The organism is Stenotrophomonas sp. FR024, from assembly GCF_047500745.2.
GTDB classification, from domain to species: domain Bacteria; phylum Pseudomonadota; class Gammaproteobacteria; order Xanthomonadales; family Xanthomonadaceae; genus Stenotrophomonas; species Stenotrophomonas maltophilia_A.
Genome location: NZ_JAXAXM020000004.1, coordinates 293,336 through 313,566, shown reverse-complemented (window position 1 = coordinate 313,566; position 20,231 = coordinate 293,336). Strand labels below are relative to the sequence as shown.

Annotated in this window: 20 protein-coding genes; 9 read left to right on the top strand and 11 right to left on the bottom strand. The window is 65.8% G+C overall.

Annotated elements, in window-relative coordinates; genetic code table 11:
* Window positions 1-118: 118 nt before the first annotated feature.
* On the bottom strand, window positions 119-1,150 hold the full coding sequence (locus tag ACMZ91_RS07080) for a LysR family transcriptional regulator (RefSeq protein ID WP_005409107.1): 1,032 nt from the start codon (window positions 1,148-1,150) through the stop codon (window positions 119-121).
* Window positions 1,151-1,297: 147 nt separating this feature from the next.
* On the opposite strand from ACMZ91_RS07080, the gene ACMZ91_RS07075 reads away from it, so the two are divergent.
* The 6 genes from ACMZ91_RS07075 (at window position 1,298) to ACMZ91_RS07050 (ending at window position 9,125) form a co-directional block, all read left to right on the top strand.
* Window positions 1,298-1,525 (top strand): hypothetical protein, encoded by a 228-nt coding sequence (locus ACMZ91_RS07075; protein ID WP_032128321.1) that lies wholly within the window; start codon window positions 1,298-1,300, stop codon window positions 1,523-1,525.
* Window positions 1,522-2,292 (top strand): SDR family NAD(P)-dependent oxidoreductase, encoded by a 771-nt coding sequence (locus ACMZ91_RS07070; protein ID WP_049400332.1) that lies wholly within the window; start codon window positions 1,522-1,524, stop codon window positions 2,290-2,292. The genes ACMZ91_RS07075 and ACMZ91_RS07070 overlap by 4 nt, the downstream gene beginning before the upstream one ends.
* A gap of 91 nt (window positions 2,293-2,383) precedes the next feature.
* Complete coding sequence (locus ACMZ91_RS07065; protein WP_032128263.1) at window positions 2,384-3,610, top strand: efflux RND transporter periplasmic adaptor subunit; 1,227 nt, start codon at window positions 2,384-2,386, stop codon at window positions 3,608-3,610.
* Window positions 3,611-3,737: 127 nt separating this feature from the next.
* Complete coding sequence (locus ACMZ91_RS07060) at window positions 3,738-6,908, top strand: efflux RND transporter permease subunit (protein WP_032128264.1); 3,171 nt, start codon at window positions 3,738-3,740, stop codon at window positions 6,906-6,908.
* A 64-nt stretch (window positions 6,909-6,972) separates the two neighbouring features.
* A complete protein-coding gene (locus ACMZ91_RS07055; protein ID WP_012510730.1) occupies window positions 6,973-7,710 on the top strand; it encodes an SDR family oxidoreductase in 738 nt (245 codons plus the stop codon).
* A complete protein-coding gene (locus ACMZ91_RS07050; protein WP_414578139.1) occupies window positions 7,704-9,125 on the top strand; it encodes an efflux transporter outer membrane subunit in 1,422 nt (473 codons plus the stop codon). Before ACMZ91_RS07055 ends, ACMZ91_RS07050 begins: the two co-directional genes overlap by 7 nt.
* A 41-nt stretch (window positions 9,126-9,166) precedes the next feature.
* Here ACMZ91_RS07050 and ACMZ91_RS07045 read toward each other — a convergent pair whose 3' ends face one another.
* Window positions 9,167-9,544, bottom strand: coding sequence for a VOC family protein (locus tag ACMZ91_RS07045; protein ID WP_164081134.1), 378 nt, complete (start codon window positions 9,542-9,544; stop codon window positions 9,167-9,169).
* 140 nt (window positions 9,545-9,684) lie between these two features.
* Between ACMZ91_RS07045 and ACMZ91_RS07040 the strand changes: the two genes are divergently transcribed.
* Window positions 9,685-9,948, top strand: coding sequence for a hypothetical protein (locus ACMZ91_RS07040; RefSeq protein WP_049423576.1), 264 nt, complete (start codon window positions 9,685-9,687; stop codon window positions 9,946-9,948).
* 19 nt (window positions 9,949-9,967) lie between these two features.
* Here ACMZ91_RS07040 and ACMZ91_RS07035 read toward each other — a convergent pair whose 3' ends face one another.
* The 6 genes from ACMZ91_RS07035 to ACMZ91_RS07010 all read right to left on the bottom strand — a co-directional run bounded on the left by ACMZ91_RS07035 (window position 9,968) and on the right by ACMZ91_RS07010 (window position 15,366).
* A complete protein-coding gene (locus ACMZ91_RS07035; RefSeq protein WP_201118768.1) occupies window positions 9,968-10,822 on the bottom strand; it encodes an endonuclease/exonuclease/phosphatase family protein in 855 nt (284 codons plus the stop codon).
* Between the two features lie 156 nt (window positions 10,823-10,978).
* Window positions 10,979-11,221 (bottom strand): hypothetical protein, encoded by a 243-nt coding sequence (locus tag ACMZ91_RS07030; RefSeq protein ID WP_134951213.1) that lies wholly within the window; start codon window positions 11,219-11,221, stop codon window positions 10,979-10,981.
* 135 nt (window positions 11,222-11,356) lie between these two features.
* Window positions 11,357-11,590, bottom strand: a complete 234-nt coding sequence (locus ACMZ91_RS07025) for a hypothetical protein (RefSeq protein ID WP_032128272.1) — start codon at window positions 11,588-11,590, stop codon at window positions 11,357-11,359.
* A gap of 87 nt (window positions 11,591-11,677) precedes the next feature.
* Entirely contained in the window at window positions 11,678-12,382 is a 705-nt protein-coding gene (locus ACMZ91_RS07020; RefSeq protein WP_049423583.1) for a PA1136 family autoinducer-binding transcriptional regulator, read from the bottom strand.
* Between the two features lie 5 nt (window positions 12,383-12,387).
* Window positions 12,388-13,260 (bottom strand): glyoxalase III HchA, encoded by an 873-nt coding sequence (hchA, locus tag ACMZ91_RS07015; RefSeq protein ID WP_049462603.1) that lies wholly within the window; start codon window positions 13,258-13,260, stop codon window positions 12,388-12,390.
* An 84-nt stretch (window positions 13,261-13,344) separates the two neighbouring features.
* The gene (locus ACMZ91_RS07010) at window positions 13,345-15,366 is read right to left on the bottom strand and encodes an esterase/lipase family protein (RefSeq protein ID WP_049462604.1); all 2,022 of its coding nucleotides are present in this window, start codon (window positions 15,364-15,366) and stop codon (window positions 13,345-13,347) included.
* A gap of 153 nt (window positions 15,367-15,519) precedes the next feature.
* Here ACMZ91_RS07010 and ACMZ91_RS07005 point away from each other — a divergent pair, with 153 nt between their 5' ends.
* Entirely contained in the window at window positions 15,520-15,981 is a 462-nt protein-coding gene (locus ACMZ91_RS07005; protein WP_197655778.1) for a methyltransferase family protein, read from the top strand.
* A 14-nt stretch (window positions 15,982-15,995) separates the two neighbouring features.
* On the opposite strand, the gene ACMZ91_RS07000 is transcribed toward ACMZ91_RS07005, so the two are convergent.
* Together ACMZ91_RS07000 and soxR are read right to left on the bottom strand one after the other, a co-directional pair.
* Window positions 15,996-16,481, bottom strand: a complete 486-nt coding sequence (locus ACMZ91_RS07000) for a hypothetical protein (RefSeq protein ID WP_071229467.1) — start codon at window positions 16,479-16,481, stop codon at window positions 15,996-15,998.
* 93 nt (window positions 16,482-16,574) lie between these two features.
* Window positions 16,575-17,045, bottom strand: coding sequence for a redox-sensitive transcriptional activator SoxR (soxR, locus tag ACMZ91_RS06995; RefSeq protein ID WP_071229468.1), 471 nt, complete (start codon window positions 17,043-17,045; stop codon window positions 16,575-16,577).
* Window positions 17,046-17,153: 108 nt separating this feature from the next.
* Between soxR and ACMZ91_RS06990 the strand changes: the two genes are divergently transcribed.
* A complete protein-coding gene (locus ACMZ91_RS06990) occupies window positions 17,154-18,587 on the top strand; it encodes an MFS transporter (RefSeq protein ID WP_125895154.1) in 1,434 nt (477 codons plus the stop codon).
* A gap of 48 nt (window positions 18,588-18,635) precedes the next feature.
* Here the strand turns inward: ACMZ91_RS06990 and ACMZ91_RS06985 are convergent, their stop codons facing one another.
* On the bottom strand, window positions 18,636-20,141 hold the full coding sequence (locus ACMZ91_RS06985; RefSeq protein WP_223224726.1) for a S8 family serine peptidase: 1,506 nt from the start codon (window positions 20,139-20,141) through the stop codon (window positions 18,636-18,638).
* Window positions 20,142-20,231: the final 90 nt, after the last annotated feature.

The following is a 20,231-nucleotide window of genomic DNA, read 5'->3' as shown; positions in this document are numbered from 1 at the left end:
CTTCGATCCGGCGATGCTGAAGGTGGGTCAAGCCTGCTTCCAGCAGGCTTGACCACGAACATAGGATCTCGACTCTACGGAATGCCGGTAGATCCACGCCATGCGTGGATGCTTCCGGTCATGCGGCCGAAGCGGCCACCTTCTCCAGGATCCGCTTGCCGCTGCTTTCCAGCGCCGCGTCTTCCTTTTCCTTCTGCTGCTGCGCCAGCTTCGCGCCCGGGCACTGCGCCAGCATGTAATTGGCGTCGAAGTTGAGCTTCTCGACCAGGAAGTCGACGAATGCACGCACCTTCGGCGAGACCAGGCGGCCACCGGCGAACACGGCGTTGAAGTCCACTTCCGGCCCGGTCCAGCCAGCCAGCACACGGCGCACCATGCCCGACTCAACGAACGGCTTGGCCATCACATCGCCGGTCAACAGCAGGCCTTCGCCACACACCAGCGCACCATTGAGCGCGGACATGTCGTTGGCGGTCATCAGCGGGGTGACCGGGAAGTCACGCAGCTCGCCACCGTTCTCGCCCAGCTGCCAGGTGAAGCGCGGCGAGTTGCCGGTGTGGTACGGCTTGCGCATCGCTAGGATGCGATGGAACTGCAGCTCTTCCGGATGCAGCGGCTCGCCATAGCGCTCGATGTAGGCCGGGCTGGCGAACACCTGCGTGCGCAGGCTGCCCAGCTTGCGTGCCACCAGGTTGGAATCGGGCAGGGCACCCACGCGCAGGGCCAGGTCCGCCTCACCTGCAATCAGGTCCAGCTTCTCATTGCCCATATGCATGTCCAGCCGGATCTCCGGGTACTGCGCATGGAACTGGCCCAGCAGCGGTGCAATCCAGGTGATGCCGATCGAGTAGGGCACAGTGAAGCGCAGCCAGCCGCGCGGACCGGACTGCAGCTGGCTCACCGCGCTCTCGGCTTCTTCCAGCTCGCGCGCGATGCGCTGGCAATGTTCGTGGTAGATCGAACCCGCTTCGGTCAGGCCGAGGCGGCGGGTGGTCCGGTGCAGCAGGCGCGCACCCAGGCGCGTTTCCAGCTCCTGCACTTTGCGGCTGACCGTGGTCTTGGGCAGGCCGAGCGATTTGGCAGCGGCAATGAAGCTGCCTTGCTCGACCACTTTGACGAAGATCAGCGTCTCGTTGAGATCGTGGGACATGGTCTGGGATCCTGGACGTCGGGGATGGGACAATCGTGACAGAACGATTGGACCGAGAGCGGGATGATTATTCCCCTTAATCAGGACTAATCAAGTAAAGGTTTGAGGTCTATCGTGGCGCCATTCGTTATTTGGAGCCCGTCCGCCATGAGCCTGCGCAACATTCTTGCCCGTCTCCGGAACGCCGGCCAGAGCACCCTGGACCTGGCAATGACCGTTGAAGTCCGCCCGAGTTCCTTGGTACATAAGGACTTCCGTGAGTTTACCGCGCCGATGCGTCAGCAGCGTGGCGGTGCCATCCGCCTGGCCCCGCACAAGGGCGACCGGCTGCGTCGAATCGGGACTATCCCGGATTTGGGAGGAAATGTCCCGTGAATGGGATGCTGACGCCCGAAGTCCTGGTCCTCGGCGGCACCGGTGCCGTCGGCCAGGGCGTGGTTGGCGCACTGCTGGAAGCCGGCAGCCCGGTGCTGGTGGTCGGTCGCGACCCGGGCCGGCTGGCGGCGCTGCATGAGCAGTTCGCCGATGAGCCGGGCCTGGAGACGCTGCTGGGTTCGCTCAGCGATGACGGCTCGGCGCGCGCACTGGCCGAACGCATCGCGCATCGCCCGCGTCCGCTGGCGGCAGTGATCGCCGCAATGGGCGGCCCTTACCGTCGCGGCCGGGTGACTGACCGCAACGGCGATGAACTGCTGGGTGCGATGCAGGCCGATCTGATGCCGCACGTGCACGCGGTGCGTCATCTGCTGCCGCTGCTGCAGGACAACGTGCATGCGCGCCGCTACGTGATGATCGGCAGCCCGGCCAATGCCAAGCCATGGGCGGGCTACGGCGAAACCTCGATCACCACTGCGGCGCTGCGTATGTACGCGCAGGTGGTGCACCAGGAAGCCCAGGCATTGGGCGTGCGCGCGCAGATGCTGGAAGTCTGCAGCCCGGTGTGTACGCCGGCCAACGCGGCCAATGCCTGCATCGAGTGGCCCAGCTCACTGCTGGTCGGCCGTCGCGTGGTCTCCCTGCTCGACGGCTGCCGCGACAACCGCGCCATCGTCCGCTGCGACAGCAGTGATGCCGAACTGCCGCGCGGCCTGCTGCACCTGGACGTTCCTCCCCTGTGGCGCGATACCGCAGGCGTCGCTTGACCTCGACCATGGTTGAGGTCGCAGGATACGCCGCCTGTTTTTGCAACACGTTCTCATCTAGCTGTACCACCCCTCCGTACGGATGCATGCCATGACTTCCCCCAATTCCACCCCACATCGTTTCGGCCATCGCATCGCGATGGTTGGCGTGTCGATCCTCGCCGCAGCCGTGCTGGCGGCCTGCAGCGGCGGCCACGCCGAAGAAGCCGGTGCACCGCCGCCGCCGCAGGTCAGTGCTGCACCGGTGCTGGTCAAGCAGGTCAGCCAGTGGGACGAGTTCAGCGGCCGCGTCGAAGCGGTACAGAGCGTTGAACTGCGCCCGCGCGTGTCCGGCTACATCGACAAGGTCAACTACGTCGAAGGCCAGGAAGTGAAGAAGGGCGAAGTGCTCTTCACCATCGACGCGCGCAGCTACCAGGCCGAGTACGATCGCGCCGCTGCCGAACTGGCCCGCGCCCGCACCCAGGCCACGCTGGCCCGCAGTGAATCCGAGCGCGCCAAGCGCTTGTCCGAGCAGCAGGCCATTTCCACCGAGACGGCCGAACAGCGTCGCGCTGCGGCTGACCAGTCCGGTGCCGCCGTACAGGCGGCCCAGGCTGCGCTGGATGCGGCCCGCCTCAACCTGGAGTTCACCAAGGTGCGTGCGCCGATCGACGGCCGTGCCGGCCGCGCGATGGTCACCGCCGGCAACCTGGTCACCGCCGGCGACAGCGCCAGCGTGCTGACCACGCTGGTCTCGCTGGACACCGTGTTCGTCTACTTCGATGCCGATGAAAGCACTTTCCTTCGCTATGCACAGATGGCACGCAAGGGTGAACGCCCGAGCGAGCGTGACAGCGATCTGCCGGTGAAGGTCGGCCTGTCCGGCGAAGAGGGTTACCCGCATTCGGGCAAGGTCGACTTCCTCGACAACCAGGTGGCACGCAGCACCGGCACCATCCGCGTCCGCGCGCTGCTGGACAACGCCGATCGCCAGTTCACGCCGGGCCTGTTCGCCCGCGTGCAGTTGCTCGGCAGCGGCCAGTTCCAGGCCCTGCTGATCGACGAGAAGGCTGTTCTGACCGACCAGGATCGCAAGTACGTGTACGTGGTCGACAAGGATGGCAAGGCCCAGCGCCGTGACATCCAGCTCGGCCGCACCGCCGACGGCCTGCGTATTGTCGAGCACGGCCTGGCCGCCGGCGACAAGGTGATCATCGACGGCGTGCAGAAGGTCTTCATGCCGGGCATGCCGGTGCAGGCCAAGGCCGTGGCGATGCAGCCGCAGGCTGCGCCGCCGGCACCGGGCCGCGATGCCACCGCCGCGCTGAACCACTGATCCGCCGTCTCCTGATCCGCGTCCCCGCTTAGCTGCCGGCGCCAGCAGCAGCCTTCCCTGCCTTCGTCATCTCGGCGAGGGGCGGGGAGGCTGTTGCCCGCCGAACGCCTTTCCCAGGAATTCCTCCATGGACTTTTCCCGTTTCTTCATCGACAGGCCGATCTTCGCGGCGGTGCTGTCGATCGTGATCTTCGCCGCAGGCCTGATCACGATTCCAATCCTGCCGATCAGCGAGTACCCGGAAGTGGTGCCGCCGTCGGTGGTCGTGCGCACGGTGTATCCGGGCGCCAACCCCAAGGTCATTGCCGAGACCGTCGCCACGCCGCTTGAAGAGGCGATCAACGGCGTCGAAGGCATGATGTACCTGAAGTCGGTCGCCGGCTCGGACGGTGTGCTGCAGATGACCGTCACCTTCCGCCCGGGCACCGACCCGGACGCGGCGGCGGTGAAGGTGCAGAACCGCGTGGCGCAGGCGCAGGCGCGCCTGCCCGAGGACGTGCGCCGGCAGGGCGTGACCACGCAGAAGCAGTCGCCGACCTTCCTGATGGTGGTGCACCTGACCTCGCCGAACGGCAAGTACGACACCCTGTACCTGCGCAACTATGCCCGTCTGCACGTCAAGGATGCGCTGGCGCGTATTCCGGGCGTGGGTGACGCGCAGATCTTCGGTGGTGGTGACTACGCCATGCGCGCCTGGCTGGACCCGGACAAGGTCGCCTCGCGCGGCCTGACCGCCAGTGACGTAGTGCGCGCCATGCGTGAGCAGAACGTGCAGGTCTCGGCCGGCCAGCTCGGCGCCGAACCGCTGCCGAACAGCCAGTTCCTGACCCTGATCAATGCCCAGGGCCGCTTGAAGACTGAAAAGGAATTCGGCGACATCGTGCTCAAGAGCGGTGTTGATGGCGAGATCGTGCGCCTGGCCGATGTGGCCCGCCTGGAACTGGGTGCCGGTGACTACACCCTGCGTTCGCAGCTGGACGGCAAGAACGCGGTGGGTATCGGTATCTTCCAGTCGCCGGGTGCCAATGCACTGGAGATCCGTGACCAGGTCATCTCGACGATGGACGAGATGCAGAAGACCATGCCGGCCGACGTGAAGTACGAAGCCGTGTATGACACCACCATCTTCGTGCGCGACTCGATCAAGGCCGTGGTCTCCACGCTGCTGGAAGCGATCGCGCTGGTGGTGCTGGTGGTGATCCTGTTCCTGCAGACCTGGCGTGCGTCGATCATTCCGCTGATCGCGGTGCCGGTGTCGGTGGTCGGTACTTTCGCCGCGCTGTACCTGCTGGGCTTCTCGATCAACACGCTGAGCCTGTTCGGCCTGGTGCTGGCGATCGGCATCGTGGTCGATGACGCGATCGTGGTGGTGGAGAACGTCGAGCGCAACATCGAAGAAGGCCTGTCGCCCACCGCCGCGGCCCACCAGGCCATGCGTGAGGTGTCCGGCCCGATCATCGCGATCGCGCTGGTGCTGTGTGCCGTGTTCGTGCCGATGGCCTTCCTGTCGGGTGTCACTGGCCAGTTCTACAAGCAGTTCGCGGTCACCATCGCCATCTCCACGGTGATCTCGGCGATCAACTCGCTGACCCTGTCGCCGGCCCTGGCTGCGCGCCTGCTCAAGGCCCATGGTGCGCCGAAGGACGGCCCGAGCCGCTTGATCGACCGCCTGTTCGGCTGGGTGTTCCGTCCGTTCAACCGCTTCTTCAAGTCCAGTTCGGAGAAGTACGAGCGTGGCGTGGCCCGCATCCTCGGCCGTCGTGGTGCGGTGTTCGTGGTCTACGCGATCCTGCTGGTCGGTACCGGTGTGATCTTCAAGCTGGTGCCGCCGGGCTTCATCCCGACCCAGGACAAGCTGTACCTGATTGCCGGTGTGAAGTTGCCGGAAGGTTCGTCGATCGCGCGTACCGATGAAATGCTGCGCAAGGTCGCCAAGATCGCCCAGGAAACCGATGGCGTGGCCCACACCATCTCGTTCCCGGGTTTGAACGCGCTGCAGTTCACCAACACGCCGAACACCGGTGTGGCGTTCATTCCGCTCAAGCCGTTCGCCGAGCGTCATGGCCGTACCGCCGCGCAGATCAACGCCGAGATCAACCAGAAGATCGCCGGCCTGCAGGAAGGCTTCGCCTTCTCGATGATGCCGCCGCCGATCCTCGGCCTGGGCAACGGCAACGGCTACCAGATGTTCATCGAGGACCGTGGCAACCTGGGTTACGGCGCGCTGCAGAATGCCGTACAGGCGATGCAGGGCACCGTTGCGCAGACGCCGGGCATGGCCTTCCCGATTTCCAGCTACCAGGCCAATGTGCCGCAGCTGGATGCCGAGGTCGACCGCGTCAAGGCCAAGGCACAGGGCGTGCAGCTCACCGAATTGTTCGACACGCTGCAGACCTACCTCGGCTCGGCCTACGTCAACGACTTCAACCAGTTCGGCCGTACCTGGCAGGTCATCGCGCAGGCGGACGGTCCGTACCGCGAAACGGTCGAGGACATCGGCAAGCTGCGTACCCGCAATGACCGCGGCGAGATGGTGCCGATCGGTTCGATGGTCACCATCAAGCAGACCTTCGGCCCGGACCCGGTGCTGCGCTTCAATGGCTATCCGGCGGCGGATCTGGCCGGTGAAGCCGACCCGCGCCTGCTGTCTTCGGCCGAGGCGATGAACAAGCTGACCGAGATCGCCGGCAAGGTGCTGCCGGTGGGCATGACCACCGAATGGACCGACCTGAGCTACCAGCAGGCAACCCAGGGCAAGGCCGCCTTCATCGTGTTCCCGGTGGCGATCATGCTGGCCTTCCTGGTGCTGGCCGCACTGTACGAGAGCTGGTCGCTGCCGCTGGCGGTGATCCTGATCGTGCCGATGACCCTGCTGTCCGCGCTGTTCGGCGTGTGGCTGACCGGTGGTGACAACAACGTGTTCGTGCAGGTCGGCCTGGTGGTGCTGATGGGCCTGGCGTGCAAGAACGCGATCCTGATCGTCGAATTTGCCAGAGAGCTGGAGATGGGCGGCAAGGGTATCGTTGAAGCTGCGCTGGAAGCCTGCCGCCTGCGCCTGCGCCCGATCGTGATGACCTCCATCGCGTTCATCGCCGGCACCGTACCGCTGGTGCTGTCGCACGGTGCAGGTGCCGAGGTGCGCTCGGTGACTGGTATCACCGTGTTCGCCGGCATGCTGGGCGTGACCCTGTTCGGCCTGTTCCTCACCCCGGTGTTCTACGTGGCCCTGCGCAAGTTCGTCACCCGCAACGGTGGTGGCCAGCTGGTGCAGCACGGCGAGCCGACCATCCACCACTGACATGGAACCCCGTCGCCGCCGGTCGCTGGCCGGCGGCGGCTTCCCCCTCACGAGGCAAGAATCCATGAACTCTCATCAGAACAAGATCGCGCTGGTCACCGGCGCCACCCGCGGCATCGGCGCCGAGACCGTGCGCCAGCTGGCCCAGGCCGGCGTGCATACGCTGCTGGCCGGCCGCAAGCGCGAGACCGCCGTAGAGCAGGCGCTGAAGCTGCAGGCCGAGGGCCTGCCGGTGGAAGCCATCCAGCTGGACGTGACCGATGCCGCCAGCATCGCCGAAGCGGTCGAGCAGGTACGCCAGCGCCATGGGCGCCTGGACATCCTGGTCAACAACGCCGGCATCATGATCGAGAACCCGGCGCAAGCGCCGTCCGAACAGTCGCTGGATACCTGGAAGCGCACTTTCGACACCAACGTGTACGCACTGGTTGCGGTGACCCAGGCCTTCCTGCCACTGGTCAGGCAGGCCAAGTCCGGGCGGATCGTCAACGTTTCGAGCATGCTCGGCTCGCAGACCCTGCACGCTGATCCGACCTCGGGCATCTACGATTTCAAGATCCCCGCGTACAACGCCTCCAAGGCAGCGGTGAACAGCTGGACGCTGGCACTGGCGCATGAACTGCGCAGCACCCAGATCAAGGTCAATACCGTGCATCCGGGTTACGTGAAAACCGATATGAACGGCGGCCACGGCGAGATTGAGATCAGCGAAGGCGCGCGCTCCAGCGTGCAGATGGCACTGATCGGCCATGAAGGCCCGAACGGCAGCTTCACCTACCTGGGTGAGGTGCTGCCATGGTGATCCGCACGTTGGCGATGGCCGTCTCCAGCCTGGTGCTGGCAGGCTGTGTCAGCGTCGGCCCGAACTACAAGGCGCCGGTGCAGGAACCGGTGGTGCTGCAGGGGGCGCAGCAGCCGGTGTTCAGCACCACCTCGCCGGTGGCGAGCTGGTGGGCGCAGTTCGATGATCCGGTGCTGGAAGAACTGGTTCACGGCGCACTGTCGGACAACCTGGACCTGCGCGTGGCCGTGGCCCGCGTCAGCCAGGCCCGCGCGGTGTTCGTCGAAAGCCGCTTCGACCAGGCGCCCCACGTTACCGCGGGCGGCAGCTACGATCGCCGCAAGCAACCCGATCCGCAGCTGGGTGGGCAGCGGGTGTTCAGTGAAAGCTACCAGCTCGGCTTCGATGCGGGCTGGGAGCTGGATCTGTTCGGCCGCAAGCGCCGTGCTGCAGAAGCCGCGCGTGCCGACCTCGACGCCGAGCAGGCCAACCTGGCCGACGCACAGGTACTGATCGCCGCCGAAGTGGCACGCAACTACTTCGAGCTGCGCGGCACACAGAAGCGCATCGCCGTGGCCCAGCACACCCTGGTCAATCTGCGCGAGACGCAGAAGCTGACCGAGGCACGCTGGGAGCTGGGCGCCGGCAGCGAGCTGGACGTGCAGAGCAGTCGTGCCCGGCTGAAGGCGATCGAGGCCGACATTCCGCTGCTGGAAGTGGCCGAAACGCAGTCGCGCAACCGCCTGGCGGTTCTGCTGGGCCAGCGTCCGGAAACGCTGACCGCCATGCTTGCGCCGCACGAAGTGCCGGCATTCGCCAAGGCGCTGCCGCTGGGCGATACCCGCGAGCTGCTGCGCCAACGCGCCGACGTGCGCGTGGCCGAGCGTCGTCTTGCCGCCGCTACCGCGCGGGTGGGCGTGGCCACGGCCGATCTGTTCCCGCGGCTGTCGCTGTCCGGATTCGTCGGCTTCCTCGGTGGCGATGCCAGTGGCCTGGTCAATGGCAACAACAAGGCCTGGTCGCTGACGCCGTCGCTGAGCTGGGCGGCCTTCGATTTCGGCACCGTGCGTGCACGCCTGCGTGCCAGCAAGGCCGAGGCCGAAGGCGTGGCAGCACAGTACGAGCAGACGGTGCTGCTGGCACTGGAAGACACCGAGAACGCGCTGACCCGCTATTCCAAGCAGCAGGCGCGGCTGGCGATCGTGGTCGAGCAGGCGCAGGCGGCACGCCGTGCCGAGTCGCTGGCGCAGATCCGCTATCGCGAGGGTTCGGAGGACTTCCTGACCCTGCTCGATGCACAGCGCACCCAGCTGTCCGCTGATGATGCGTTGGCCGCGGCCGAAGCCGAGGTCAACGTCAGCGTGGTGGGGGTGTACAAGGCGCTGGGTGGTTGGGGTCAATCACCGCAGCCGGCGAGTGTGGCGCAGGTGCAGTAACCGCAGGGGACGGAAGCAGTGGCTTCCGTCCCTTTCTTCTTTCAGGGCCAGTGATTGGCCGGTACCTCGCGCTCGCGCATGCGCACGATGCAGAAGCGATGGCCGGTCGGTGCTTCCATCACCCACCAGCGTTTGACGAAGCCTATCCGCCGCGCGCCGAGCTTCTCCAGGCGGTCGGCCTCGGCGTCGATGTCGTCGCTCTCGATGTCCAGGTGCACCCGTGAAGGATGATTGACGCGTTGCACCTCCACGTTCAGGCCTGCGGGCGCGCCCTGCAGGTCGGCGTACTCGGCGCCGTCTTCGGCATAGGCGGGCTGCGCCTGCAGGCCGAGCGCGGCGGACCAGAAGCGGGCGCCTTCGTCGGCGGGAATGCCCTCGCAATCGATGATGAAACCGGCCAGGCGACTCTGGTGTGCCATGCCTTTCTCCACAGTTCGGGAACGGGGGCAGGGTAGCGCGGTGTGTGCTGTGGACGTTGTCACAGTCGTGACGTTTCTGACTCTGCCGGAAGCCGTGTCCGCCGTGTAACTAGTGGGGCAGATTCCAGGGAGTAAAGACGATGAGTGATGACAGGCGGGATACCCAGCGCATGCTGTTTGGCGACCCGGGGCCACCCGGCGCGGGCCTTTCGGTGGCGGTCGTTGTGCTGCTGGTGCTGGCGACGATGGCCGCTGCGATCGGTTTCCTGCGACTGCCTGATCCGATGCTGGGGCTGGGCCTGATCGGCGTTGCCGTGTTCCTTGCTGTCGGCGCCCGCATCTGCCAGGCGCGCAACCAGCACCTGGCATTGTACCGGCTGTTGTCGCGGCAGCCGCCGCGGTAGCCACGGCGGCCGCGGAGATTCAGTGCTTCGGCCAGTCCAGCTCGACCACCAGCGGGAAGTGATCCGACGGCAGCACGCCGTCGATGCGGCGGTCATCGGTGAGGAAACTGCGGGCATGGAAGCCGCGCACCAGCACCCAGTCCAGCTGCACGGTGGCCTTGCCGGTGAAGTCGTGGAAGGTCAGGCGTGGTCCCTGCGGTGCCTTCACCTGCGTGCGTGTGTCCTGCAGCAGGCGAGTGAATGCCTTGTAGGTGTCACCGCCGGGCTCGCTGTTGAAGTCACCGGTCAGGACCACCGGCAGGTCGGCAGGCAGGGCTTGCAGGCGCTTGCCGATCAGCTCGGCACCCTTCACCCGGCGCGGTTCGTCCTCGTCGCGATAGGGCAGGTGGGTATTCATGAAGTAGAAACGGCGGCCATCGTCCAGGCGCCGGAACAGGGCCCAGGTGACCATGCGCGGGTACAGGTTGCCCCAGCTGATGCTGCCGGGTACTTCGGGCGTATCGGATAACCAGAAGTTGCCGGATTCCTCGATGGCCAGCACCTTGCTGTCGTAGAACACGCCCATGTGTTCATCGCCGCTGCCACCGCGGCGGCCTTCACCGAACCAGCGGTAGCCGGGCAGATGCCCGGACAGGAAGTCGGCCTGTTCCTTCACCAGCTCCTGCGTGCCAATCACGGCCGGGTGTGCATCGAGGATGACCTTGACCATGGCATCGCGACGGTCCGGCCAGCGCTTGCCCGGTTCGGTATCGGCCGGGGTACGGACATTGAACGACATCACTTTCAGTGGCACCGGCGCAGCAGCCCAGGCGACGGCAGGCAGAGCAAGCGCCAGCAGCGCACACAGCGCAGGGCGACGGAAACGCGACAACATCGTGGAATCCCTCCATTCCATGAAAACGGTTTCATGAAGCATGCCATGGACGGTGGGGTCGGCGATATGCCGGGATGGGCGGATGGAAGATGCCGGGCGGGCGGTGAAGGTCCCGCCCGGCGGATCGCGCGGGCGCGATCAGGAGGTCATGGGTGCTCAGTCGGCGGGCAGGTACCACTGGCCATTCTGGTCAATCCAGTACACCTGGATGTAGGGAGTGCCGTCCTCGTCGAAGTACGTCACTTCGCAACGTTGATGGTAATAGGGCCCCATCTTGACCCGAACGCAGTTCGTGTTCTCCGGACCACCGCCACCACCGCCGGCGGTGGCCTGGGACGGCGTGGAGAGAGCTCCCACGGCAAACATCAGTACGGCCATCGAGGCCAGGTGCAGTTTCATGGGCATCATCCTTGTGTCTGCAATCGCGCATCTGCGCGGTGTCGTGCAACTACCCCCGGGTAGAGCATGCACCCGAGCGGCAGCTGCTACATGCGCGCCGGCCCTGCGGGCGGCCCGGCGCAGTCCCCTGCCGGCTCAGTCGCGCAGGTAAGGGTTGCCGTACTCGTCGATCCAGTACTCGGCTTCGTACACGTTGCCGAACTCATCGGTGTAGGTTTCCGTGCAGTGCTGGTGGACCCGGTTGTGGTCCACTTTCACCGGCACGCACGAAACATTTTCTTTCGGTCCCCCGGCATTGGCGTCCGCCACCGGAGCCAGGGTTGCCGTTGCCATCACCAACGCGGCCATCGCGGCCAGTTGCAGTTTCATAAGCATCGTCCTTGCTTTCTGCAATCGCGCACATGCGCATGGCGTGTGTAACACGCGAACCAGAGCGCCGGAAGTGTCTTGCCCGGATCAGTCCTCGATCTCGCCGCGCCGACTGGCAGCACGCACCGCCTGCGCGGTGGTTGCCACGCCCAGGCGCTGGCGCGCGCGTCGCAGATGATTCTCCACCGTACGGGCGGAAAGCCCCAGCGTGGCCGCGATTTCCGCCTGGCGACGGCCGGCGGCGACCCAGCGCAGCACCTCGCGTTCGCGCGTGCTCAACGCACTTCCGGAAAGCTCGGTGGGCGTCTCGGAAAGCCGGCGTGCGGCACGGAATGCTGCAGCTGCAGCAGCATCCAGCAGCAGTCGCGCGCTGGCCGATGCATCGATCGCTGTCCCGGCAAAACTGATCGCGCCTTCCAGCCCTGTGGTGCCGAACACCGGCACCTGCAGACCGTGCAGGCCTTCACCACGTGGCTGCTTTACCACCTGATAGCGTTCGCCGCGAACGCCCTGGCGCTTGCTCCAGAAGAACGGCGCGTCACTGTCCAGAACGTGGCGATTGACCGGACAGGCGTGCAGGTAGCGCGCGAGGTCGGTAGTGCTGCCGTCGCCGAACCAGTCGCCCTCGATCCAGTACACGCGCTGGGTACCGCGTTCCAACCCCGTGCCGGTGGCGAACACCAGCACGCGGTCGTAGCCCAGCGGTGCAGAGATGCCGCGTAGTACCGCGCCCACCGCACTCAGTGAGCGGGCGCGTTCCAGTTCCAGCAACGCCTGCACCAGATCGCTCACGCCAGTCAGCGCCCGGCCAATGCGTCGAGCAGCGTGCGCGCGGCCAGCTTGCCCAGCGCATTGCCGGCCAGCGGGCTGTCGCCGGTCAGCAACAGGCGGTCCTGCAGCACGCTGCCATCGATGCCGTCGTTGACGATCTGCACGCCCTGCTGCGCCAGGCGCTCACCGAAGAACCACGGCAGCTGCCCGGGCATGTAGCCGATCTCCGGCGTCTGCCGGTCCATCGCATCGGGGAAGGCACAGATGCGGTAGCCGCGGAACAGCGAACCACCGTCGGACTCGTCAACGCCTGCGGCCAGCAATGCGGCCGGGCCGTGGCAGAGGGTGATGATGTGACGTTGCTCGGCCATCGCCCAGTGCAGGGCCGCCTTTACCGCGCGACTCTGCGGCAGTCCGATGAGGGCGCCGTGGCCACCGGGAATGAACACGGCTGCATAGTCCGACGCGGCATCGAGGCCTGCCACCACCTCATCCAACGGCAGTGGCTGGCGGAAGCGGGCTTCGTAGCGGTCGTACAGTCCGCCGATCTCCTTGTCCTCATGCGGGAACGCCCACCACTCGAACTTGGCGGCGTTGCCGGACAGCGTCGCCACATCGATGTCGAAGCCGGCCTTGTCCAGGTGGTACATCGGCAGCAGGGTTTCCACCGGATGGTTGCCGGTGGAGAACAGGTGGCCGTTTGCGGTGGGCAGATAGCGTTCGTCCGCAGCGATCATCAGCACCTTCCAGCGGCCATCGCGGCGAGCGTCGGGATAGTCGGCGCCGGACAGGTCGCTCTTCGCCGATGTGAACTGTGACAGCGAGTACGGCGACGGGAAGAAGGCGTCGCGCTCGGCCGGATCGGGGCTGGGGTGGCGGCTGGGCTCTTGCGTGTTCATGCGGACCTCCAGTGGGGTAGTGGAGCCAGCATAGAAGGGCGGATGCGTACAGGCGATGAGGGTTTTCCCCTCATTCGCCCCCTGCTATTTCACCACGGCGCCGTGCTGTTGCATGTCTTCATGCAGGATCCGCCGCAGTTCGACGATGGCCGGCGTGGCTTCCTGCACGCTGTGCCCGGACACGATCACCTTCTCCGAATCCGCGTGCGGAAGGTGCGAGCTCCAGTAGGGCACCAGCCCGTCGTCGGTCTTTTCCAGCGGACCATCTGCCTTGGCGCGCGCGATGATCGAGTGGTAACGCACCTTCGGTGCCATCGGCAGGTCGGCCACGGCGCGCACGAAGGGATCGTCCTTGTCCAGGTTCTGGATGCTGTTCATCTGGTAGCCGTGCTTGCCGTCGTTGCGATCGATCTTGCCGTCGTTGGCGATGGTGGCCACGTCCTCCAGGACGGTCAGTGGCAGCCGTACCAGGCGGCCGATCCAGCGGCCGAGGCGGGTGCTCGCCACATCGGTACCGCGGTGCGGCGTGGCAATGAATACCACGCGCGATACTTCCGGTTCCGGCAGGAAGGTCAGCACCGGCGCGCCCTTGGTGCGCAGCAGCTCCTGCTGCGCAGGCGTCATCTGTGCGGTCGCCAGCAGGGTCTCTACCAGGTGGTCGCCGGAAGAAGACACCATCAGCCGTGAGATCACCCCACCCATGCTGTGCCCGACCAGCACCATGTCATGCGAGGCCTGCGCCTTGCCGCTGGGGTCGAAGTGCTTGAACACCTCATCCAGCGTGTGGCGCATCGCATCGTGGCTCATCGCGATGGGCATGTTGGTCGGGTAGTAGAACTGCCAGACCTGGAAGTCCTGGCGGATCTCGTCGTCGCGCATCAGCTCGTTGGCGACGTTGACCCAGGCTTCCGGGCTGCTGGCCAGGCCATGGATCATCAGCAGCACGCGGCGGTTTGGGTCGTAGGGCTGCATCATGTACAGATGCGGCGTGTCGATGCCGCCCTTGCCACCGAACAGCGAACGCAGCGATTGGTGGCTGAAATTGGAGCGCGCCAGCCACAGTGCGTAGCCTGCGGTGAAGTTCGCGGCCAATGGCACCTGCTGCCCATGCAGGGTGACTTCCGTGACCTGGTAGGGATCGTGGATCTCCAGTTCCGGCTCGTCGTCGTGCAGTACTTCCCACAGGTTCTTTCCGGAGAAGCGCAGCAGCACCGTCATCGATGGCGACGGCATCTCGCTCCAGCTCTGCGTGACGGGCGTGGTGGCCTGCGCGGCGGCTGTGGTGGCCGGCGGCGTGGTGGCCGTAGTGGCGGCGGGATCATCCATCACGGCCACCAGTTCGGCACCGAAGCCATCGCGGCGATGCACGCTGCGCAGCGTGCCGGTGAACGACAGCGAGGCTGCCGGTACCAGTTCGGTGGGCGTACGCGTATCCAGCGGTGATGCTTGGCCCGACGGCGCCAGCACGAACGTCCAGCGGCCCAGCTGGAAGTGGCTGGCTTCACCATGCACGCGCCCGGTGGCATAGGCGTTGTACAACTGCACCGAGGCTTCCTGCACGGCCAGGTTGTAGTAGTCGCGCACCTGGGTCTGGCGGTCTTCGAAACCGCGCTGGTTGGCCGTGCGCTCGGTGAAGAACAGGTAGGCGTAGGCCTGCCGCGCGACCTGCATCCACGCGTCCAGGCGCGGCTGGAAGTCCGCATCCAGTTCGGTGATCGCGCTCTTGGCGCGGCCTGACGTGGAGTACTCGCGCTTGGGCGCGGGCAAGGTCATCGCATACTGCAGCCACAGCTCGGCCAGGCTGGAGCGCTTGTCCTCCTCGCGCACCACGATGCTGCCTTCCATGGCCTCGATGCAGGGCAGGCCTGGCTTGGCGCAGACGCCTTCGTCGAGGCCGGCGACGCGCAGGGTTTCCATGGTGGCCGAACTGAGCTTGCCGGTGGTCAGGATGTCGCCGCGTTTCAGGGCGATGTACTGGCCGGGGGTGACCGAGGCCACCTGCACCGACGGCCCGAACTGGCGCAACGTCGCGCAGCCGCCCAGAGTGAGCAGCACGGTGATGATGAGGGTCGTGCGGCCGATGAAGCCCAAGCCCGTGGTTGCCATACGATCCTCCTGCGCGGTGGCGCCACTCTAGCGGTCGGCATGTCAAAGCGGAAGATACCGGGCGGTCGGTTTGGAGCGCGGAAATGCCGCCAACCGGGCGATTCAGGCATTCCCGTGTGACACTGGGGTGAACAGGATGAATGCGGGGCTGCGATGCGATGGCTTGAGACCCGTGTTCCTCCGCCTCTTGTGATGCTGTTGTGCGCCGCCATCGGCTACATGGGCAGCCGATGGCAGCCGGGCGGGGCGCTGCAGCTACCCGTGCCGGAGGTGCTTGCGGGTCTGGTGATGGCCTTCGGCGTGGTATTGAACCTGCTGCCGAAGCTGGCCTTCCGGCGCGTGGGCACCACGGTCAACCCCCTGCGGCCAGCGACGTCGAGCGTGCTGGTCACGCACGGCGTGTACCGCTACACGCGCAACCCGATGTACCTGGGCCAGGCCACTGTCCTGGCAGGTGCGATGCTGTACCTGCAGAACCTGACCGCACTGCTGGCCGTGCCGCTGTTCGTGCTGTACATCAACCGATGGCAGATCATGCCGGAAGAGCGGGCACTGTCGGCCCGCTTTCCCGAGGCATACGCAGCCTTCCGCCAGCGGGTACGGCGCTGGCTCTAGCGCGGGTCAGGCCGTCACGGTGTGATCTGGCACTTCACGGCAGCGGAATAGCCTTCGTAATCATCACCGGCAATCACGTGCAGGGTGTGGTGCTTGTCGATGCGCTTCACGTAGGACGGTGCTTCGGTGTTGGCGTATTCGTTGACCGTGGTCACCGACCAGGTCTTGGCCAGGCGCTTGGGGTCGACACCGTTCAAGTAGACGAAGATGCTCTTCTCGCCCTCGGCGACATTCACGTCGGCATGGGTGACGGTACCGCCGAACAGGGCGACCGGCGTGGTTTCCGGCTCGAACGTGCCGCCAGGCTTTCTGGCCAGGCCGGCTGCCTGCAGGGCATCGATGGCCTCGGCTTCGCTGAAGGTCGAGCCTGCCTTGCAGGCCAGCAGGGCTTCGAGTGTTGCGGTGCCGGGCGGCGCGATGGCGGGTGCAGCCGCGTGCGCAGCCGGGGTCGCGGCACAAGCAGCCAGGAGCAGGGCAGAGGTGATGATCACGGTTCTCATCGCAGGTCCTTCTGTAGATAGTGGGCAGCAACACGGACGGAGGATGCCGCCTCATTGTGCGATGTTCCAGTCAGTGCCGCGTGCAGCAATGGATCATGACCCATTCCGGTTGCCGTCGTCCGATTCAAGCAAGACGGCGCCGTCGCCGCGTTGTGACAACTGGTCGCCAGGGTTTCGCAACGGACAGTCCTTCAGTGACAGGCAACCACAGCCGATGCAGCCGTCGAGCTGGTCGCGCAGCTGGACCAGGCTGCGGATGCGCTCGTTCAGCATGTCGCGCCAGTTGCTGGACAGCCTTGCCCAGTCCTTCGAACTGGGCGCCCGTTCGGCTGGAAGATCATCCAGCGCGATCTTGATCGTGGCCAAAGGAACGCCCGCCCGCTGTGCGACCTTGATCACGGCAATGCGCCGCAGCACGTCGCGGCGGTAGCGGCGCTGGTTGCCGTTGTTGCGCCAGCCATGGATCAGTCCCTTGGCTTCATAGAAGTGCACGGTGGCAATGCTGACCCCGCTGCGACGCGCGACTTCGCCCACGGAAAGCGGAACGCTGACATCGATCTTCATGGCCGGGGTTCCTTGACCTCATCAATACATGAGGTTTTATAAGGCAGTTCCCTTTTTCCTGCATGTGAACCCTGGGCTGCAGGTCATGAATCATAGGTTTGAACGAAAATGGAACAGCAAGGCATCGCCGTCCCCGGCACCCGCTGGGGCGATCTCCTGTCCGGCCGCAATGCAGTGCGCTCACTTGCCCTGGCGGGCGGGGTCGCACTGCATGCGGTCAACGTCTACATCGCCACCACCATGTTGCCAACCGTGGTGGAGGACATCGGTGGCCTGGATCTCTACGCATGGAACACCACGCTCTTCGTGGTCGCGTCCATCCTGGGTTCGGCACTGTCGATCAAGCTGCTTGAACGTGCCGGGCCTCGTGGAAGCTATGCACTGGCGACGCTCATCTTCGCAGCCGGTGCCGTGATCTGCGCGCTCGCGACCTCGATGCCGATGATGCTGGTGGGGCGGCTGGTGCAGGGTGTCGGCGGCGGCTTCCTGTTCGCACTGGCCTACGCCATGATCCGGCTCGCGTTCGAAGAACCGCTCTGGCCCCGCGCGATGGCCCTGGTTTCGGGGATGTGGGGCGTGGCGACGTTGATCGGGCCTGCGGTGGGCGGCGTCTTCGCCGAATGGGGCGTATGGCGGGCCGCATTCTGGTCGGTCACCGCGGTTGCCGTGTTGTTCGCGCTGCTGGCGTCGAACGTCCTTCCGCAGAGGGAGGCATCGTCTTCAGCTGCGGCCAGGTCCTCGGTCCCGTGGCTGCAGATCCTGCTGCTGACCCTGGCCGTCATCAGCGTCTCCCTTGGCAGTACATCCTCGAGCGCAGTCAACAATTTCATTGGCATCGTGATGGCCGTGTTCCTCGCAGTGGTGCTGGTGAGGATCGAGTCCCGCGCGAAGCAGACGCTGCTTCCTTCCGGCGCTCTCCGGCTCCGCTCGCGGCTGGCCGCGTTGTATGGGCTGATGTCGCTGCTGGTGGTGATGATCACCAGCGGCGAGGTCTTCGTGCCACTGTTCCTGCAGGTGCTGCATCAGCAATCACCGCTTGCTGCGGGCTACCTCGCGGCGCTGATGGCGGCCGGTTGGACGCTCGGGTCGTTGGTCGGCTCCGGCTTCAGCGGGCGCGCCGTTGACCGGGCGTTGATGATCGGCCCGGCGCTGGGGTGGGTGGGCATGATCGGGCTGGCGCTGCGGGTGCCGGCTGCGGGCAGCGGTACGTGGTTGCAGATGGTGCCGATCTGCGTGGCGCTGGCCGTCATCGGGATCGGCGTGGGTCTGGCTTGGCCTCACCTGCTGACACGTGTTCTGACCTCTGCACCGCCGGAGGAACAGGAGCGCGCCGGTGCGTCGATCACCACCATCCAGCTGTTCGCCACCGCGGCCGGGGCAGCGCTTGCCGGGATGGTCGCCAATGCAGCGGGACTGATCGAGCCGGGCGGGGCCGAGGGAACCGCGCGTGCGGCCCGGTGGCTGTTTGCCACCTTCGCGTTGGCGCCGATGCTGGGCATGCTGCTGGTGAAGCGATGCCGCTTTCCGGCAGACGTGAACTGAGGAACGGAGGAGGGCGCAGCGACCTTGCCGGGCCGCTGCGCCATGCCATCAGTTGCTGGCTGCCTTCACGGCTTCGGCCGCGTCAATGATGCCTGGCCCGCAGCCACCCGGGCAGTTCGCTGCGGCGATCGGGTGCGCAGTGCGACGCAGGATGTCCTTGACCTGGTCGGTGGTCTTGGGCACCGGCGCCACCGCTTGCATCAGCGCGACGATGCCAGCGACGTGAGGCGCCGCCATCGAAGTGCCGGACATGAAGTCGAAGGCGTTGTTACCCACCGTGGACAGGATGCCCTGCGCCGGATGCTGACGGGTCGGGGCGCAGTTTGCCTGGCTAGGCGGCGTGGCCAGCGGCAGGAACTCGCCGACGGACGCGCGGCAGGACCAGGTTTCACCACCGGGTGCGGTGATATGGATGCCTGCGCCATAGTTGGAGTAGAACGCGCGTCGCCCGCCCTGATCGTTGGCAGCCACCGCGATCACGCCCTTGCAGTTCGCCGGAGCAAACTCGGACACATCCAGATTGCTGTTGCCGGCGGCGACCACCACGATCGTGCCCTGCGCGGTGATGTCGTCGATTGCATCCTGCTCGGCCGGCGAGCAGGCGCGGCGGCCGCCCAGGCTGAGATTGATGACTTCGGCCGGGTTCGCATTGGCCGGGACGTTGGGCACGTTGATACCGGCACTCCAGAGCATGCCATCGATGATGTCGGCGGAACCGCCATTGCCCTGGTTGCCGAGTACGCGTACCGGCACGACCTTCGCGTTGTAGGCCACGCCGGCCACGCCGATCTGGTTGTTGGTCACCGCAGCGACCGTTCCGGCGACGTGGGTGCCGTGTGCGATGCCCGAGGCATCGAAGGCATCGGCGTCGCGTCCATCGCCATCGTCGGATCCGCCACAGCCGGGATTCATTCCGCCGATGATGCACTGCCAATCACTGAACGGACGGGTCGACGAGATCATGTCGTAGCCCGGCAGCAGGTTGGCCTGCAGGTCGTTGTTGTTGAGGTAGCCCGAATCGACCACAGCCACCACCACGCCCTGGCCAGTGGAGCGATCCCACGCGCCGGGCAGGCGCGCACCACTGGTCGGATTGCTGTAGTGCCACTGCTCGCCGTAGCGTGGGTCGTTCGGTGTGGCGAATGCGCTCATCATGTAGTTCGGCTGCACGTACTCCACATCCGGATCGTCGGCGATGCGCTGCATCAGGATCTGCGCTTCCGGGAGGTCCAGTGGCTTGTCCGTGGTGACCACGTCGGCCCCGCCGCCCATGCGGCGTTGATGGGTTACGGACGCGGCTGCTGGCGGTGCGTTGCCGATCGAACGCTTGCTGCGCTGCTGGACGCCGAGGCGCTTCTTCAGCGCATCCTGCGCGGTGGTGGCGGAGACGCGCTTGCTGCTGCCGTCCCGGTACTTGACGATGAAACTGCTGTACTGCTCGTTGCTGGCCATGCCTCGCGTCCATACCCGTTCGGTGGGTTGGGCGAAGGCGGGGGCGCTGGCCAGGACCAGGGTGATGGCGCTGGCAAGGGAAACCCGAAGCGACGTACGCATGGATACAGTTCCTTTGTGGAAGATGTGTCGAACAGGCCGTGCCCTTCGGGCTCGGCTTGGATGTGAAGGGTGCAGGTGTCCCGTGGTCTC

Coding starts and splice junctions, on each gene's coding strand:
- ACMZ91_RS07075 (WP_032128321.1), top strand. CDS start 1,298: ATGAGCCTGCGCAACATTCTTGCCCGTCTCCGGAACGCCGGCCAGAGC.
- ACMZ91_RS07035 (WP_201118768.1), bottom strand. CDS start 10,822: ATGTTGTCGCGTTTCCGTCGCCCTGCGCTGTGTGCGCTGCTGGCGCTT.
- soxR (WP_071229468.1), bottom strand. CDS start 17,045: ATGAAGATCGATGTCAGCGTTCCGCTTTCCGTGGGCGAAGTCGCGCGT.
- ACMZ91_RS07045 (WP_164081134.1), bottom strand. CDS start 9,544: ATGGCACACCAGAGTCGCCTGGCCGGTTTCATCATCGATTGCGAGGGC.
- ACMZ91_RS07005 (WP_197655778.1), top strand. CDS start 15,520: ATGCGATGGCTTGAGACCCGTGTTCCTCCGCCTCTTGTGATGCTGTTG.
- hchA (WP_049462603.1), bottom strand. CDS start 13,260: ATGAACACGCAAGAGCCCAGCCGCCACCCCAGCCCCGATCCGGCCGAG.
- ACMZ91_RS07030 (WP_134951213.1), bottom strand. CDS start 11,221: ATGAAACTGCACCTGGCCTCGATGGCCGTACTGATGTTTGCCGTGGGA.
- ACMZ91_RS07060 (WP_032128264.1), top strand. CDS start 3,738: ATGGACTTTTCCCGTTTCTTCATCGACAGGCCGATCTTCGCGGCGGTG.
- ACMZ91_RS07055 (WP_012510730.1), top strand. CDS start 6,973: ATGAACTCTCATCAGAACAAGATCGCGCTGGTCACCGGCGCCACCCGC.
- ACMZ91_RS07000 (WP_071229467.1), bottom strand. CDS start 16,481: ATGAGAACCGTGATCATCACCTCTGCCCTGCTCCTGGCTGCTTGTGCC.
- ACMZ91_RS06990 (WP_125895154.1), top strand. CDS start 17,154: ATGGAACAGCAAGGCATCGCCGTCCCCGGCACCCGCTGGGGCGATCTC.
- ACMZ91_RS07050 (WP_414578139.1), top strand. CDS start 7,704: ATGGTGATCCGCACGTTGGCGATGGCCGTCTCCAGCCTGGTGCTGGCA.
- ACMZ91_RS07065 (WP_032128263.1), top strand. CDS start 2,384: ATGACTTCCCCCAATTCCACCCCACATCGTTTCGGCCATCGCATCGCG.
- ACMZ91_RS07010 (WP_049462604.1), bottom strand. CDS start 15,366: ATGGCAACCACGGGCTTGGGCTTCATCGGCCGCACGACCCTCATCATC.
- ACMZ91_RS06985 (WP_223224726.1), bottom strand. CDS start 20,141: ATGCGTACGTCGCTTCGGGTTTCCCTTGCCAGCGCCATCACCCTGGTC.
- ACMZ91_RS07025 (WP_032128272.1), bottom strand. CDS start 11,590: ATGAAACTGCAACTGGCCGCGATGGCCGCGTTGGTGATGGCAACGGCA.
- ACMZ91_RS07040 (WP_049423576.1), top strand. CDS start 9,685: ATGAGTGATGACAGGCGGGATACCCAGCGCATGCTGTTTGGCGACCCG.
- ACMZ91_RS07080 (WP_005409107.1), bottom strand. CDS start 1,150: ATGTCCCACGATCTCAACGAGACGCTGATCTTCGTCAAAGTGGTCGAG.